Origin of the sequence: Paenibacillus sp. 79R4 (assembly GCF_013393165.1) — a bacterium.
Taxonomy (GTDB): Bacteria; Bacillota; Bacilli; order Paenibacillales; family Paenibacillaceae; genus Fontibacillus.
In genome coordinates, this window is record NZ_QJOT01000001.1 from 44960 (window position 1) to 60185 (window position 15226).

Consider the following 15226-nt stretch of genomic DNA (forward strand, 5'->3'; position numbering starts at 1 on the left):
AAAGCGATCGAAGTTACCCCAAGAACGAGCGACCGTAATTCAACGGCAGGTTTTCTTGTGCTCTTGTGCTATAAAAGTTAAATATAGATAAGGGAATGGAGAATTGCGAGGAGGGAATTTTATGTCGGATAAAGAAGGAGCTTCCGTTGCCAATCTTGTAATCATCACTGGCATGTCGGGGGCAGGAAAGTCACTTGCTGTCCGTAGTCTGGAGGATTTAGGTTTCTTCTGTGTGGACAATTTACCTCCAGTGTTAATTCCCAAGTTTGCTGAGTTGATTGAACAATCCAAAGGCAAGATCGCCAAGGTCGCACTTGTGATTGATTTGCGTGGCCGGGAGTTTTTCACGGCATTGTCGGAGTCGCTTGCCTATATCAAGGAGCATTTCACCATGAACAGTGAGATTCTGTTCCTGGATGCCACGGACTCGGTGCTTGTACAGAGGTACAAGGAGAGTCGGCGGCGTCATCCGCTTGCTCCGGAAGGCATGCCGCTTGACGGGATCCGGCTTGAACGCAAAATGCTTGATGAATTGAAGGTATCAGCGACCCAAATCATCGATACCAGTAATATGAAGCCTTCGCAATTGAAGGAGAAGATAATCTCCAGATTCTCACATTCGGAGGACGGCAGTCTATCGGTGAACGTGACCTCATTCGGGTTTAAATACGGGATACCGATCGATGCCGATCTTGTGTTTGATGTTCGCTTCTTGCCTAACCCTCATTACATTGAGCAACTTCGTCCACACACGGGACAAGACGATGATGTATATGATTATGTTATGAAGTGGCCGGAGACGCAAGCTTTCTTAACGAAACTGCTAGACATGCTGCATTTCTTGCTGCCTCAGTATCGTAAAGAGGGAAAGAGTCAGGTGATTATCGGGATTGGCTGTACCGGAGGCAAGCATCGTTCTGTAGCAATAGCCGAATATCTGGGCCGTATGCTTGGAGCGAGTGAGACAGAGACGGTTCGTGTCAGCCATCGCGATGCAGGCAGGGACCGACAGTAAGAGGTGAGTCAATTAGTGGCCAATCGAAAGAATGAAGGAAGAATTCCACGAATTGTGGTGATGGGCGGGGGAACTGGCCTATCTGTCATGCTCCGCGGATTAAAGCACAAACCTATAGATATAACAGCGATTGTAACTGTCGCCGACGATGGGGGCAGCTCCGGTATTTTACGGAACGAGCTGCATATGCCTCCTCCAGGGGATATTCGCAACGTATTAACGGCGCTGGCCGATGTAGGGCCGCTGCTGTCTGAAATGTTGAATTATCGCTTCTCATCAGGCTCCGGACTTGCAGGACACAGTTTGGGAAATCTTATTCTTGCTGCTATTACGGACATCTCCGGTGATTTCGTAACGGCCGTACGCGAGCTTAGCCGCGTATTTGCCGTCCGTGGACGGGTGCTGCCGGCGGCGGACCAAGCGGTCATTTTACATGCGGAGATGGAAGATGGTACGATCGTTACTGGGGAATCGAAGATTCCCGAAGCTGGAGGCAAGATCAAACGAATCTTCCTGGAGCCGGAAATCGTTGAGCCTCTGCCGGAGGCTGTAGAGGCGATTCGGGATGCCGATGCGATATTGATTGGCCCGGGCAGCTTGTACACGAGTATTATTCCGAATCTGCTCGTACCGAAGCTGGCTGAGGCGGTGCTGGAGAACAAGAATGCGATCAAGATCTTTGTCTGTAACGTGATGACCCAGCCAGGCGAGACGGATGACTATACGGTCAGCGACCATTTGAAGGCCGTATATGAGCATGTCGGACATCATTTGTTCGATTATGTCATCGTGAATGACGGCGAGATTCCTACACAGGTGCAGGACTATTACGCCGAGAAGGGCGCCAAGCCGGTTCAGATCGACTGGGATGTCGTCACGAGCCGCGGCTATAAGGTGATTGCTGATACGCTAGTCATGTTCCGCAGATATTTAAGGCATGATGCGGACAAACTAAGCCATCATATATATCAGCTTGTACAGGACTGGATTACACGGAAGGGGTGAGTTCCTTGTCGTTTGCGGCGCAAACCAAAAAAGAATTAACCTTGGTCGAGGCAGAACCCTGCTGCGAGAGGGCTGAGTTATCCGCCCTGATTCGCATGAACGGTTCGGTTCAGGTTTCGAATAAAAAGGTTGTTTTGGATATCTCTACGGAAAACGCCGCGATTGCTAGGCGAATATATTCCTTGTTGAAGAAGCACTTCCAGATCCATACGGAGCTGCTGGTCCGCAAGAAGATGCGGTTGAAGAAGAACAATGTATACATTGTACGTATTCCAGTTCGAGTCGAAGAGATTTTGAGGGAATTGCACATCGTATCTGAGGGTTTTATTTTCACAGAGGGGATTAATCCGCAGCTTACTCGGAAAAACTGTTGTAAGAGAGCTTACTTGCGAGGCGCTTTCATGGCAGGCGGGTCGGTGAATAACCCGGAGGGCTCCTCCTATCACTTGGAGATTGCTTCGATGTATGAAGAGCATTGCCGGGCGCTGGTCGATCTGGCTAATGAATTTCATCTGAATGCGCGCTGTATTGAACGCAAGAAAGGCTTCATCTTCTACATCAAGGAAGGTGAGAAGATTATTGAGCTGCTGAATATTATCGGCGCGCACCAAGCGTTGTTCAAGTTCGAGGATGTGCGAATTATGCGAGATATGCGTAATTCGGTCAATCGAATCGTCAATTGCGAGACGGCGAATCTGAACAAGACGATTGGGGCAGCGGTAAGACAGATCGATAATATCAAGCTGTTGGAGCGGGAGATCGGTCTGGAGAATCTGCCGGACAAGCTGCGTGAGGTAGCCGAGGTAAGGCTGGCCCACCCGGATATGAATCTGAAGGAAGTCGGTGAATTGCTCAAAGGAACGGTTAGTAAATCCGGCGTAAATCACCGTCTGCGCAAAATTGATGAGATGGCGGAAAAAATTCGCAACGCCTGAATTTGTTCTGCTAGTGTGCTACTGGTCTGTATGCTATAATAATATAATAAAAACTGTTGATTGATAATGTAATAGGGGGGTATAGGTTTATGATCAAGAACCCAGTTGTTGTAAAATTGAAGACTGGTCTGCACGCCCGTCCAGCGGCGTTGTTCGTTCAGGAAGCGAATAAATATTCTTCTGAAATCTTCGTTGAGAAAGACGATAAAAAAGTGAATGCTAAAAGTATCATGGGCATTATGAGTCTCGCGATCAGTACCGGTACGGAAATCTACATCAGTGCTGAAGGTGCGGACGCCGAACAGGCTGCAAACGCTTTAATCAACCTGGTTAGCAAGGAAGAATTGGAGAACCAATAATCGCCTTTTCGCTACGACAAGAACTAGAAGGACCTCTGTTCATAACTATTGAATGGAGGTCTTTTTAATTAAATTTATAATCCTGCAACATTTCTCAGCCATCTTCGTTTAGTAGTTAGAATTCACCAAGTAATGGAGGGTATAATGATGAGAAAATGGTTGAAGCCCGTAGGAGTAGTTATGATTACAGGAGCGCTGCTGCTTGGAGGACCGGTGTTCGGCGGAGTATTCCAGGCCACTCCAGCTTATGCGGACGAGGTGCAGAAGAACGTGATTAATGTAGTCGGCAATGGAGAAATGACGGTGAAGCCGGATGTTGCTTACCTCTCAATCGGTGTGGAGACGCAGGCCAAGACAGCCAAAGAAGCGCAAAGCGCCAATGCTGCCAAGGTTGCTCAAGTGAATAAGCTGCTCAAAGAAACTTGGAAGATCGATAGCAAGGATCTGAAAACAGGGCAGTTCTATGTACAGCCGAATTATACGTATAACGAGAAGGACGGTCAGAAATTGACGGGTTATACGGCCACGCATACCTTGAGCGTGACTTATCGTGATCTGGAGAAGGTCGGAGCATTGCTCGACGCAGCTACAGAGGCAGGAGCTAACCGTATCGACAATATCCACTTCAGTGTAGAAAATTCGGACCAGTATTTGGCCGAGGCAATCCAGAAGGCGATGAACAATGCCAATATGAAGGCAAACGCCATTGCTAAGGCAGCAAACCGTCAGCTGGGTGCGGCGTTGAATATCACTCAATCGGGTGGCAACGTATCGATGTACGCACAGAATTATGTCATGAAGGATATGGCGATGCCGGCTTCGGACGCAGGGACATCTGTCGAGCCAGGTGAGATTACGGTTTCTACTTCTTTAAGTATTACTTATGAGATGAAATAAGAAGCTATCGCGAGTTTAAAAAGGGGTATGCGGCGATGAAAACGCGGCATGCTCCTTTTTATGTTTTGGCTATTTCGCTATTTTTCCGCTTATTTTTTGAACGGACAGGGGATATTATTAGCAAACGAGAGGGGTAAATCCATTTTGCGCATAATGTGGGCAAATATTTTGTCGATTCGGGCAATGATTCAGGGAAATCCTGTCCGATAGCTTAGAAAAGTGTTGTAACTCAGTCTAAAAAAAGGTATAGTGTATATTGCAAAAATGAATCAATAGACCTGTAAAAGCCATACCAATGGATATGGCTTTTTTTTCTTAATGAGGCAGTTCAGAACACTAAATCTCGATATCTGATTGTCCATTTAAAGAGGACTTTGAGACATTCCATTACTTCTAAAGGAGTTGATGCATACATGATTGAACTGGCTGGGGTTGAGAAGCACTTTGCAGGACAAGTTGTAGTGCATCCGCTATCGCTTACGATTAAGGAAGGGGAATTCCTGACCTTGTTGGGTCCGAGCGGCTGTGGCAAGACGACGATTCTTCGCATGATCGCAGGATTTGAGCAACCTTCGAAAGGCAAAATATTACTCGATGGTGCAGATCTGACGAAGCTGCCTCCAAATCAACGGGATTTGAACCTTGTCTTTCAACATTATGCTCTATTTCCGCATATGACGGTGGAAGATAATATTGATTTTGGACTAAAAATGAAAAAGCTGCCTGCTAAAGAGCGGCGTGAACGAATAGAAGAAGCGGTGGCGATGACGCAATTAACCCCGCTTACGAAACGCTATCCCCATCAATTATCGGGCGGACAACAGCAGCGTGTTGCCATTGCCCGCGCGATTGCAAATAAACCCAAGGTACTGCTTCTGGACGAACCGCTAGGTGCACTTGACTTGCAACTGCGTAAGAATCTTCAGTCTGAATTGAAGCATTTGCAGCGCAGCCTTGGGATTACGTTTGTATATGTAACGCATGATCAGGATGAAGCGATGATGATGTCAGACCGGATCGTCATTATGAATAACGGGCAAGTGGAGCAAATTGGCACACCTCGCGAGGTGTATGCTACGCCAACGACACTTTTCTCGGCTACCTTCATCGGGGAGAACAACATATTTTCCGAGGATGGACGCCTGTTCGCCGTGCGGCCGGAAAAGCTTCACGGTACTCCTGATCTTAATGGTGCGAAGCGTACCGGTGAGATTATTGATGTACAGTATTTGGGAAGTGTCCATAAAGTCATCGTCCAGCTTGATGAGGAACCAATGACCGTGTCGATTGTACTCGATTCTGAAGACAACCATATGTGGGAAGTCGGGGGGAGAATTGGAGTTCATTGGAACATTCGGGATGAGGTGAATATCGGATCATGAGGAAGTCAAACCTAAGCCTCCTGCCGGTATTTTTATGGTTATCCCTGTTCCTGATCTTACCGATGCTGATGGTGGTAGGCATTTCCTTCATGGACCGCGATGAGCTCGGGAATGTAGTCTATCATTTCAATCTGGACTCTTATGCGACGTTCTTCGATCCATTATATCTGGGTATCTATTGGGATACGATCGTATTGTCGGTCGTGACAACGGCGATATGTCTTCTGCTGAGCTATCCGCTTGCCTATTATATCGCGAACGCGGGCCCGAGAATGCAAACCTGGGGACTCGTACTCATTACGATTCCATTCTGGATTAATTTCCTGATTCGTACGTATGCTTGGGTCCTGCTGCTGAGAACTCAGGGCGTTGTGAATTCATTGCTGCTTGATCTGGGCTTCATTCATGAGCCGTTGCAGATGCTGTATACTAAAGGGGCCGTGCTGCTCGGGATGGTGTATACCTTTATCCCGTTTATGGTGCTGCCAATTTATGTGGCGCTCGAGCAAATGGATAAGAAGCTGCTGGAGGCGGCCAGCGATCTGGGGGCTACCTCTTGGAAATCGTTCTGGCATATTACTCTGCCGCAGACTAAATCGGGAGTTATGACAGGTGCGGTGCTCGTGTATGTATCAACAACTGGGATGTTCGTCGTTACCGACATTCTCGGCGGGGCCAAATCGGCGATGATCAGCAACATCATTCAGAGTCAATTCTTAGGGGCTCGGAACTGGCCGTTCGGGTCAGCCTTGTCCGTGATATTCGTCATTACTTCGCTGATTATGATCGCTCTCTTTAATCGGGCGATGACATCTAGACATTTGAAAGTGAAGGAGGAGAGCTAATGAAAAGCAAGAATCATCCGCTTCTCGGCATCCACTCCTTACTGATGATGATCTTTATTTACATCCCGATCATTATCATCATTGTTTACTCATTTAACAGCTCTCGTCTGGCTTCGAACTGGAGCGGCTTTACGTTTGATTGGTATATCTCTTTGTTCGACAATAGCTATGTGATGGAAGCTTTGACGAACACTTTGATTGTGGCAGTGGTATCTACCTTGGTATCTACTCTGCTAGGAACGATGTCCGCGTTGTCGATGCGCAAGGTGAGCAAGAAAATAAAGGCAGGAATGGGCGGTTTAATATACTTGCCAATCATTATTCCGGATATTATCATGGGTTTGTCGCTATTAATGCTGTTCACCCAATTCCATATTCCGCTCGGAAGATTGACGATCATTATTGCCCATATTACATTCAGTATTTCTTATGTGCATGTCGTTGTCTCTACACGTCTGGCCGGAATGAAGGATGGTCTGGAGGAAGCAGCGCAGGATCTGGGCGCTGGAGCATGGCAGACGTTCCGCTTTGTAACGATGCCGCAGATTTTGCCGGGCATCATCTCCGGGGCAATTATTGCCTTTACGATGTCGCTCGATGACTTCATGGTCAGCTTCTTCGTTAGCGGCCCGAATTCGACAACTTTGCCGATTTATATCTATGGACAAGTCAAACGGGGTATTTCCCCGGAAATTAACGCATTATGTACGATATTGATTATCGTCAGCGTGACATTGATATTCCTGGCTCAGTTTATTTTGAATAAGGGTAAGGGCCAAAAGAAGCAATCCGTACTTCCTTTCTAGAGAGGAATTTCAAAAAGTCGCTTTTGATCACGAAGCAACACTGAAGGTTTATTCGACATCGAATCTTGAATTCAACCGGGCCTTCCGGTGCTCATGTACCAACTACGTACACTGCGCTCCTCACGCCCTAGGCTTCATTCAACCTTCCCGGTGCTGAAAACCGACTTTTTGAACCTTTATTTGAGGAGGAATTTCAAAAAGTCGCTTTTGATCACGAAGCAACACTGAAGGTTTATTCGACATCGAATCTTGAATTCAGCCGGGCCTTCCGGTGCTCATGTACCAACTACGTACACTGCGCTCCTCACGCCCTAGGCTTCATTCAACCTTCTCGGTGCTGAAAACCGACTTTTTGAACCTTTATTTGAGGGGGAATTTCAAAAAGTCGCTTTTGATCACGAAGCAACACTGAAGGTTTATTCGACATCGAATCTTGAATTCAGCCGGGTTTTCCGTGCTTATGTACCAACTACGTAGCTACGCTCCCTTATGCCTTAAGTTTCATTCAACTTAAGCGTTTGAAAAACGCACGTCAGAAGTATCGGCTTCGGTGCTGAAAACCAATTTTTGAACCTATATTTTGAAGAGGAAGTTCCCAAAGCTACTTTTGATTACGAAGTAAGAAAATGGTTTAAATATAATAAAGTTTCATGAAAGAGAGGAGATAAAGGAATTGAAAAGAATGAAGTGGGCTGGCTTGTTGCTGGCAGTAATGATGGTAGTTGGTTTGTTGTCCGGTTGCGGATCGTCGAAGGAGACGCTGAATATCTACAGTTGGGCTGACAATTTCGATATGGACGTCATTAAGGATTTCGAGAAGCAATACGATGTCAAGGTGAAGTATGATGTGTTTGCGAACAATGAGGACCTTCTGGCCAAGATTAAGGCAGGGGGTACGGGGTATGATCTGATTCAGCCTTCCGATTACATGGTTGAGACGATGATCAAGCAGGATTTGCTCGCTCCACTCGATATGAACAACATTCCGAACTTTGAGAATCTGGCTGAAGCCTATAAGAATCCTACTTTTGATCCTGGAAACAAATATTCCATCGTCTATATGTCAGGCGTAACAGGTATTGCTTACAATACCAAATACGTTAAGGATGAAATCAATAGCTGGGAGGATCTATGGGATCCTAAATATAAAGGCAAGGTGATTCTGCTCGACGATAACCGTGAGATCATCGGAATGGCATTGAAGAAAGCCGGACATTCCAATAGCTCGAAGGACGAGTCGGAAGTTACCGCAGCCGTTAACGATCTGAAGACACTACTGCCAAGCGTGCTCGCTTTTGATACAGATAATATTAAGCAAAAAATGATTCAAGAAGAGGGCTGGATTGGTACTGTATGGTCCGGGGATGCTTCCTTTATCGCTAAGGATAATCCGGATGTCGCTTTCGTTATTCCGAAGGAAGGCAGCACGATCTTCGCGGATAATTACGCGATTCCTAAGGATGCCAAGCATAAGGAACTGGCTGAGAAGTTCATTAACTACATGCTTGAGCCTGAAGTAAGCGCGAAGAACTATGAATCCATCGGATACAGCGATCCAAATAAGAATGCCACCCCGTTCCATAGTGCGGAATACAATGCTGACAAGATGATTAACTTGTCTGAGGATGAATTGTCACGTACAGAATGGCTCGGTGATGTAGGCGATAAATTGAGTCTGTACGACCGTTTCTGGACTGAGCTGAAGAGCGGTCGGGAATAAATCACCAACAGGATATAAGAAGAGGCCTTCCCTAAGCAGTTATGTCTGCTGAGGGAGGGCCTTTTTGAGTTTAGTCCAGGATATATAACATAAAAAGAAGCTCACATCTCTATAGCTGGAGTGGTCTTCTTCCGCTTGTTCCGCTTGGCCTTGCCGTCGAAAGAGAAATAGGTCCACATTCGCAAAATCCGTTCCATCGGGCCAGATTTGAAGCGTGAGTTATACCAGATACTGATAGACATCTGTAAAGCATAGATCAAGAACGCCAGAACGCAGCCCAGAATGATGCCGATTTTACCAAACCAGCCTAATCCGTAGCCATAAAAAATTGTTGTACAGATTACCGTTTGCATTAAATAGTTGGTGAGCGACAGCTTGCCTACAGCCTCAAAATATTCAAATAGCCGTGACGAGGAAAATTTGGAATAGGTTAAGGCAAAAGCCATCATATAGCCGATGGACAGCAGGCTCCCTCCAACCAGCAGCCCGGTTCCCGCGCCGATCTGCGCCGGATACAGGAGGTTGTATGATTTGAACAGAAGTCCAAGCGGCAGGAAAATCAGCATATATTTACGGTAGATAGCGCTTTTCTGTGCGGGGTCGGCAAACCAACGCCTTTTCGCGGCATACATGCCAAGCAAAAATAAAGGCATATGCAGCATCGGTGCAATCATGGTTAGAACCAGCATTTCTGTTGGCGATTTGCCCATAGGATCAGCGGTTGCACGATCATGCTTGATCTCCGTATAGCTTCCTTCAGCATAAAGCGTAACAGTGCTTTTGACATATGCCTCTATATGCTGCTTCGTTTCCTTTGCGCTTTTGTCTTCTTTATTTTCCGGAAATAACCCTAATAACCCCACCAATGTGAGCAGAACACAGGACCAAATGATCAGTGTCTTGGGTTGACGGTTCATGAAGATGAGAAGCAAAATCCCGATCATGCCATAATAGAGCAAAATATCCCCTTCCCACAGAAAGGTGCTGTGAAGGAACCCGATCCCCCCTAGTAAAGCGAATCTGCGCAGCAAAGGCAAGCCGGCTTTTCTTTTCTTTGCGTTTAGGCTCTCTTTCATTTTGATCATGCCAAATCCAAACACAAACGTAAAAATCGGCATAAAACTTCCTTCTACGAACAGTTGCACAAATTGATGAGCCGTTGATTCGACGGTCGTTACATGAAATAACTGAAGCATATCCTTCCCATGCATCCCGTACTGAAAAATCAGCATATTGGCAAGTAGAATGCCAAGTAGGCTGAATCCGCGTAAACAATCGATCATACGTATCCTTTTGCTAGTCAATATGAATCACCTCGGAATCAGTCTAACAGTGCGCATTAAAGCAGAAGTAAAGTTCAGCTTAATATTTGTTAAACAGTCCGGAATATGTTTAGCTCGAATTAAGATCCATCTGGTACAATGCTGTCTGAGGTGGTTATCAGATGTACAATGCCAAGATTCTGTTGGTTGATGATGAAAAGGCGATTGTTCAATTAATCGAAATGGTGCTGCGCAAGGAGGGCTTCCGCCATATTTATACGGCGTATAACGGTAAAGAGGCTTTGGAGATCGTTAAGCGCCACCTGATGGATATTATTTTGCTGGATGTCATGTTGCCCGATCAGACGGGCTTCGATTTATGTCCGCAAATTCGTAATGCTTCGGATGCTCATATTATTTATTTGACAGCCCGAACTTCGGATCTCGATGTATTAACAGGCTTTGCGACGGGCGGGGATGATTACGTAACCAAGCCGTTTAATCCGCTGGAGATTGCTGCCCGTGTGAAGGCCAGATTGCGCAGAGGGATTGCAACGCCTGCACCGTCCAGATTGGAGGAGAGCCGCAGCCGCTACGAATTTGGCCGATTTGTTCTCGATGAGTTTTCGGGCATGCTGCTTGTAGAAGGCCAGGAGGTTCCTTGCCCTGCTCAGGCCTATCAGCTGCTGTTGTTCCTGTGCAAGCATCCCGGCATCGTCTTCTCGAAGGCGCAGCTCTATGAAGAGGTATGGGGCATGGATGGGCTTGGGGATGACAACACCGTAATGGTGCATATTCGCAAGATCCGCGAGCGGATTGAAAAGGACCCGGGCAATCCCGAATGCCTGCTGACGGTTCGCGGCCTTGGTTACAAGCTGGTTAAGGTGAACCTATGAGGAGGATCAAAACTCGTCTTGCCCTGCATTTTACCTATCAGCTGTTGCTGCAGTGGGTGTTGATTATACTGACCATGACGATTCTGTTGCTCATCTTGTTCAATTATATAGCCAACAACGATTTGAAGCGGACCTTTTCTACAGGGGCCGTGGATGCGATCAAGTCGGAGACCTTTATCCATCAGGATGAAGTGAAAATGAATCGTCGCTGGAAAAATTTATTGAACGAGCAGGGATATTGGCTCCAGGTTGTCAATGAGGAGGGGCGTGTAATTTATTCCCTGAACGCACCTGCCGATTTGAAGACGAAATACGGGGCTGCGGAGCTGCTGAATATTCAGGAGACGCGGAGGCTTGACTCCTACCGGGTGATGGCCTCGCTGGAACCGGAAACGGATGGTTCGAAATCCGTCCTTTATTTAATGGGAAGACAGGATTTGGGTACAAAGCGGCTGGATGAATGGTATCAGAAGTATAACCGGAACGGGCTAGTTCGGGAGGATGCCATGGCGGAGCTGGAGCAGCAGCTGAATGGCAATGACGATTATTTGCAGGTCGTGGATAAAGACGGGACCATACTGCAATCTATCGGGCACTCGGACAATAGCCAAATCAACAAATATTATCCGCTTGATTTGGTGTCGATTCGCTCGGAGCCAGGCAACTATCCGACGGAATTATCGGCTCAATATGATGGCGGTACGGGTTATACCTGGCTACTGCATCAAGGCAAACCAGGGCGCGCTGTAGAAAGACAGTCGATCTTCTATGACCTTATCCGGGCGCTTGTTATTTTGGGAGCCGGTGTCATGGTGGTGACGTTGGGGGTATCGATTTGGCATGGATATCGCTACGGGCAGCCACTAACCCTATTCGCCAGCTGGTTCGAACGGATGAGTGAGGGGAGATACAGTGAAGCGTTGACGGAGAAGGAACGTAAAAAGGTATTCCGGCGTAATGGCAAGATCCGCATGCGCTACAGACTTTATAAAGAGGTTATCGCTGGATTTTACGAAATGGCCACCAAGCTGGATGCCTCACAGCGGGATCGCAGGCTGCTGGAACAGACTCGGGAGGAGTGGATGGTCGGTATATCCCATGATCTGAGGACGCCGCTATCATCGATTCAAGGATATGGCCATCTGTTGGAGAGCGGACAATTCACTTGGAATGAAGCCGAACTGAAAGAAATGGGCAAGGTCATCCGGGAAAAAGGCGACTTTATGCTGGAGCTGCTCCAGGATTTCTCGTTAACCTTCCAGATTAAGAATAATGCAGAGCAAATGGTGCTGGAGCCGATTGAGATGAACGAGTTCGTTCGTCGTTCTGTCCTGCGGTATGTCAATGACGCTACGATTGAAACAGCAACCTTCTCTTATGAGGAATATGACGATGAACTGAGGATCATGGCCAATCCGAAGTGGTTCCGGCGTATGCTGGACAATATTATTACCAATGCGGTGAAGCACAATCCTGAGGGAACGGAGATTACAGTAAGCACCGGTACGGAAGGGGATTACGCCTGGATTTGTGTATCGGACAATGGCCAGGGAATGGATGAAGAGACGCGGAACAATTTGTTCGAGCGGTATTATCGTGGCACAAGCACGGATGAGACGACCGACGGGGCAGGTCTGGGCATGAGTATTGCCCAAGCGATCGTGATCGCCCATAAAGGGCAGATTCGGGTGGAGTCGGAGCCGCAACAGGGTGCCAAGGTGATCATGAAGTTCCCGCGAAAAAATACAAAAGAGACAGCAGATGTTTGCTCAGGAAGGGGAGAATAGCGTTGCAATATGAATCGCAATCGCAATGGATGGAGCTAGGGGTCTCCAGGAAGGACAAAATAATAATTTGGGCGGTGTTCCCGATTCTTGGGGCAGTGGCCGGCTGGTTTATACCGGTGTTGGCCGAATGGATCGTGGCATTACCATGGTTTCCCTTTCAGGGAGTGTTCAAGTTGGTCTCTTCTATGCACGGGGCTTGGGGCTCAACCGTGATGACGGCGCTTGGCCTGGTTGGCGGGGGAATTCTCTCCATAATCGCGGTGAAGGAAAGCTTGCAAATTCGTCTCTCTGATCGGGAGGTCCGGTTGAAGATCCACGATGAGGAACGGGTCTTTGCAAGACAGGAGGTGGCCGCGATCTTTCTGGATCGGAAGCAGTTGGTCCTGTTGGATATGAACGGGCGTGAGCTTTTCCGGGACGAGGCGGATGGGAAGTCTAAAGCTATAGCGGAAGCGTTTATCCGCGCCGGATATGACTGGCGTGAGCAAGACCCATTTGCTGAAGAATATGCGCGATGGGTAGCCGATGCTCCCGGGCTGTCCCCGGGTGCAAATGCATTATTCCTGGCAAGGGAGAAGGCTATTGACAGAGAAGATAAAGAGGATGCGGAGGATCTGCGCAAAGAGCTTTCCAAGCTGGGTGTTACGGTTCGCGACGAAAAAAAACGGCAGTATTGGCGCATGCATGGACGGAGGCCCTAGTTTGATCGTGTTAACGAAACTGGCAATCGTTATTTGGGCATAAAGTGGCCTCCAAAAAATCTAACGAAACAGGATATCGCTATTTGATCAAAAAAGAGCTATTCGGGTCTAAATTAGCATGAATAACGCTCTACCGTTTCGTTAGATTCACATCATGCGGATTTTCCCTTACATAGCGTTCCTCAGTTTCGTTAGATTAGGCCGAAGTTGATCGAGCCTGTTATGGATTCCGTTCCTTCATAGGTACTAGCCCTCAAGTGGTATGTTTATCTCCTGTATCTATTTATTGTCCCTTATAAAGCAGTAATCTTCCGTCATTTGCATGAATTCTGGACAGCAGGGGAAAAATTGGGATAACTATGAAAGGAGGACGAGAAGTCCAATGACAACTAGGATCTCAAAGGTAATGGCTTCTGCTCTGGCTATTGTGTTGATAGCAGTAATTACTATAAGCGGTCTAGGGGGTTCTGTACCTGCATCGGCTGCTATATTGGACAACAACCACATAACAGGTGAAACAGGCGGGGCAGAATCCCTGCCTCAGGGGGCTGCTGTACGGAACTCTGACCAGGAGCCTGCCTCTGTGCAGATTACCCTAAAGGGCAAGCCGCTGAAGCTGCAGGGCATACAAGGGCAACAGGATGTGCTTGTTCCGCTGGAGCTTATCGAGAGAGGGTTAAAAGTAAAGGTTAAATACGATAAAGGCAGCAACCGCTATTTTCTGAGACGAGATCATGTTGTAGTTCAGCTCACCCCGAAAGAGGACGGAGCTTGGGCGGTTGTAAACGGGAGTACGCAAGTGCTTCCCTATGAATGGAAAGAGCTGAATGGTCAGCCTTATGTATCGGCCAAGGTACTGACAGATCATCTGGGATTTACCTCGACTTATGATGCGTCCAAGCAGACGCTGGACCTCGTTCCGCATAAGCTGAACAAGATCAGAGTAGGGACCCGCGTGGTCGATAAGTCGATCCCCGAGGCCATGATTAAGGTCGAGTACCCTCAGGTCAGCGGACTTAAGAATAAAACTGCGGAGCGGAAAATCAACAGCGTACTGCAGAGCAAGACGGATGAATTTATCAAGCAATCGCTACAAGAGACAAAGGCAGGTCCCTCTCCAAATGGTGAGCCCTATCAGTTTTTGGGCAACTACACGGTGACATTCAATCGTGAAGGGCTGTTAAGTATTCTCTTGCAGTATTATTCATATACGGGTGGGGCACATGGCAACCCTGTTCGTGAAGGCTTGACCTTCCGGCTCAGTGACGGAAAGCTGCTGACGCTCGACGAAGTGCTGAAGGACAATCCGGATTACCGCAACATTGTCGATCCGGCGATTGCCAAGCAATTGGAGGCGACCGAGGGGTATTTTGGCGGCTTCAAGACAATTGGCAAGAATCCAAGCTATTATCTGAAAAATGATGGAGTCGTAATCTTCCTGCCGTTGTACGAGTATTTGCCTTATGTGAACGGCTTCCCTGAGTTCTATTTCTCATTCTCAGAGCTTGGGGTGAAACCGTCGAAAATCGCTAAGTAGGAGCCCGAGCCCATCATCACATAAAAGACAGCAAAACAGCAGGTCTGGAAGTCCAGGCCTGCTGTTCTTATTGTCCCTA

General features: G+C 47.5%; 14 protein-coding genes. 13 read left to right on the forward strand and 1 reads right to left on the reverse strand.

Translation table 11 applies throughout. The features are described 5' to 3' along the window. The first annotated feature begins 121 nt into the window (after positions 1 to 121). The 9 genes from rapZ (at position 122) to DMN77_RS00275 (ending at position 8964) form a co-directional block, all read left to right on the forward strand. A complete protein-coding gene (gene rapZ / locus DMN77_RS00235; protein WP_068779181.1) occupies positions 122 to 1015 on the forward strand; it encodes an RNase adapter RapZ in 894 nt (297 codons plus the stop codon). Between the two features lie 60 nt (positions 1016 to 1075). Then, a complete protein-coding gene (locus tag DMN77_RS00240) occupies positions 1076 to 2020 on the forward strand; it encodes a gluconeogenesis factor YvcK family protein (RefSeq protein WP_179013275.1) in 945 nt (314 codons plus the stop codon). 5 nt (positions 2021 to 2025) lie between these two features. Next, positions 2026 to 2955 carry a DNA-binding protein WhiA gene (whiA, locus tag DMN77_RS00245; protein WP_068779182.1) on the forward strand — a complete coding sequence of 310 codons (930 nt, stop codon included), beginning with the start codon at positions 2026 to 2028 and terminating at the stop codon, positions 2953 to 2955. A gap of 89 nt (positions 2956 to 3044) precedes the next feature. After that, positions 3045 to 3314, forward strand: coding sequence for an HPr family phosphocarrier protein (locus DMN77_RS00250; protein WP_068779183.1), 270 nt, complete (start codon positions 3045 to 3047; stop codon positions 3312 to 3314). 144 nt (positions 3315 to 3458) lie between these two features. Next, complete coding sequence (locus tag DMN77_RS00255) at positions 3459 to 4211, forward strand: SIMPL domain-containing protein (protein ID WP_306294226.1); 753 nt, start codon at positions 3459 to 3461, stop codon at positions 4209 to 4211. A gap of 413 nt (positions 4212 to 4624) precedes the next feature. Then, a complete protein-coding gene (locus DMN77_RS00260) occupies positions 4625 to 5593 on the forward strand; it encodes an ABC transporter ATP-binding protein (protein ID WP_068779185.1) in 969 nt (322 codons plus the stop codon). Continuing rightward, complete coding sequence (locus DMN77_RS00265) at positions 5590 to 6438, forward strand: ABC transporter permease (protein ID WP_068779186.1); 849 nt, start codon at positions 5590 to 5592, stop codon at positions 6436 to 6438. The genes DMN77_RS00260 and DMN77_RS00265 overlap by 4 nt, the downstream gene beginning before the upstream one ends. After that, positions 6438 to 7244 (forward strand): ABC transporter permease, encoded by an 807-nt coding sequence (locus DMN77_RS00270; RefSeq protein WP_068779187.1) that lies wholly within the window; start codon positions 6438 to 6440, stop codon positions 7242 to 7244. The genes DMN77_RS00265 and DMN77_RS00270 overlap by 1 nt, the downstream gene beginning before the upstream one ends. 682 nt (positions 7245 to 7926) lie before the next feature. Further along, a complete protein-coding gene (locus DMN77_RS00275) occupies positions 7927 to 8964 on the forward strand; it encodes an ABC transporter substrate-binding protein (RefSeq protein WP_179013277.1) in 1038 nt (345 codons plus the stop codon). 101 nt (positions 8965 to 9065) lie between these two features. Here the strand turns inward: DMN77_RS00275 and DMN77_RS00280 are convergent, their stop codons facing one another. After that, positions 9066 to 10247: a DUF418 domain-containing protein gene (locus DMN77_RS00280; protein ID WP_068779189.1), complete on the reverse strand. Its 1182-nt coding sequence runs from the start codon at positions 10245 to 10247 to the stop codon at positions 9066 to 9068. Between the two features lie 161 nt (positions 10248 to 10408). On the opposite strand from DMN77_RS00280, the gene DMN77_RS00285 reads away from it, so the two are divergent. The 4 genes from DMN77_RS00285 (at position 10409) to DMN77_RS00300 (ending at position 15147) form a co-directional block, all read left to right on the forward strand. Further along, a complete protein-coding gene (locus tag DMN77_RS00285; protein ID WP_068779190.1) occupies positions 10409 to 11122 on the forward strand; it encodes a response regulator transcription factor in 714 nt (237 codons plus the stop codon). Next, positions 11119 to 12909, forward strand: a complete 1791-nt coding sequence (locus DMN77_RS00290; protein ID WP_179013020.1) for a HAMP domain-containing sensor histidine kinase — start codon at positions 11119 to 11121, stop codon at positions 12907 to 12909. Before DMN77_RS00285 ends, DMN77_RS00290 begins: the two co-directional genes overlap by 4 nt. 2 nt (positions 12910 to 12911) lie before the next feature. Continuing rightward, a complete protein-coding gene (locus tag DMN77_RS00295; RefSeq protein WP_256872173.1) occupies positions 12912 to 13610 on the forward strand; it encodes a YqeB family protein in 699 nt (232 codons plus the stop codon). Between the two features lie 382 nt (positions 13611 to 13992). Continuing rightward, positions 13993 to 15147, forward strand: a complete 1155-nt coding sequence (locus tag DMN77_RS00300) for a PdaC/SigV domain-containing protein (RefSeq protein WP_068779192.1) — start codon at positions 13993 to 13995, stop codon at positions 15145 to 15147. The last annotated feature ends 79 nt before the right edge of the window (positions 15148 to 15226 follow it).

Excerpts from the sequence above, each read along its gene's own strand:
- DMN77_RS00265 (WP_068779186.1), top strand. The coding sequence starts at position 5,590 with ATGAGGAAGTCAAACCTAAGCCTCCTGCCGGTATTTTTATGGTTATCC.
- DMN77_RS00285 (WP_068779190.1), top strand. The coding sequence starts at position 10,409 with ATGTACAATGCCAAGATTCTGTTGGTTGATGATGAAAAGGCGATTGTT.
- DMN77_RS00255 (WP_306294226.1), top strand. The coding sequence starts at position 3,459 with ATGATGAGAAAATGGTTGAAGCCCGTAGGAGTAGTTATGATTACAGGA.
- DMN77_RS00270 (WP_068779187.1), top strand. The coding sequence starts at position 6,438 with ATGAAAAGCAAGAATCATCCGCTTCTCGGCATCCACTCCTTACTGATG.
- DMN77_RS00275 (WP_179013277.1), top strand. The coding sequence starts at position 7,927 with ATGAAGTGGGCTGGCTTGTTGCTGGCAGTAATGATGGTAGTTGGTTTG.
- DMN77_RS00290 (WP_179013020.1), top strand. The coding sequence starts at position 11,119 with ATGAGGAGGATCAAAACTCGTCTTGCCCTGCATTTTACCTATCAGCTG.
- DMN77_RS00240 (WP_179013275.1), top strand. The coding sequence starts at position 1,076 with ATGGGCGGGGGAACTGGCCTATCTGTCATGCTCCGCGGATTAAAGCAC.
- DMN77_RS00260 (WP_068779185.1), top strand. The coding sequence starts at position 4,625 with ATGATTGAACTGGCTGGGGTTGAGAAGCACTTTGCAGGACAAGTTGTA.
- DMN77_RS00250 (WP_068779183.1), top strand. The coding sequence starts at position 3,045 with ATGATCAAGAACCCAGTTGTTGTAAAATTGAAGACTGGTCTGCACGCC.
- DMN77_RS00280 (WP_068779189.1), bottom strand. The coding sequence starts at position 10,247 with ATGATCGATTGTTTACGCGGATTCAGCCTACTTGGCATTCTACTTGCC.
- DMN77_RS00300 (WP_068779192.1), top strand. The coding sequence starts at position 13,993 with ATGACAACTAGGATCTCAAAGGTAATGGCTTCTGCTCTGGCTATTGTG.
- rapZ (WP_068779181.1), top strand. The coding sequence starts at position 122 with ATGTCGGATAAAGAAGGAGCTTCCGTTGCCAATCTTGTAATCATCACT.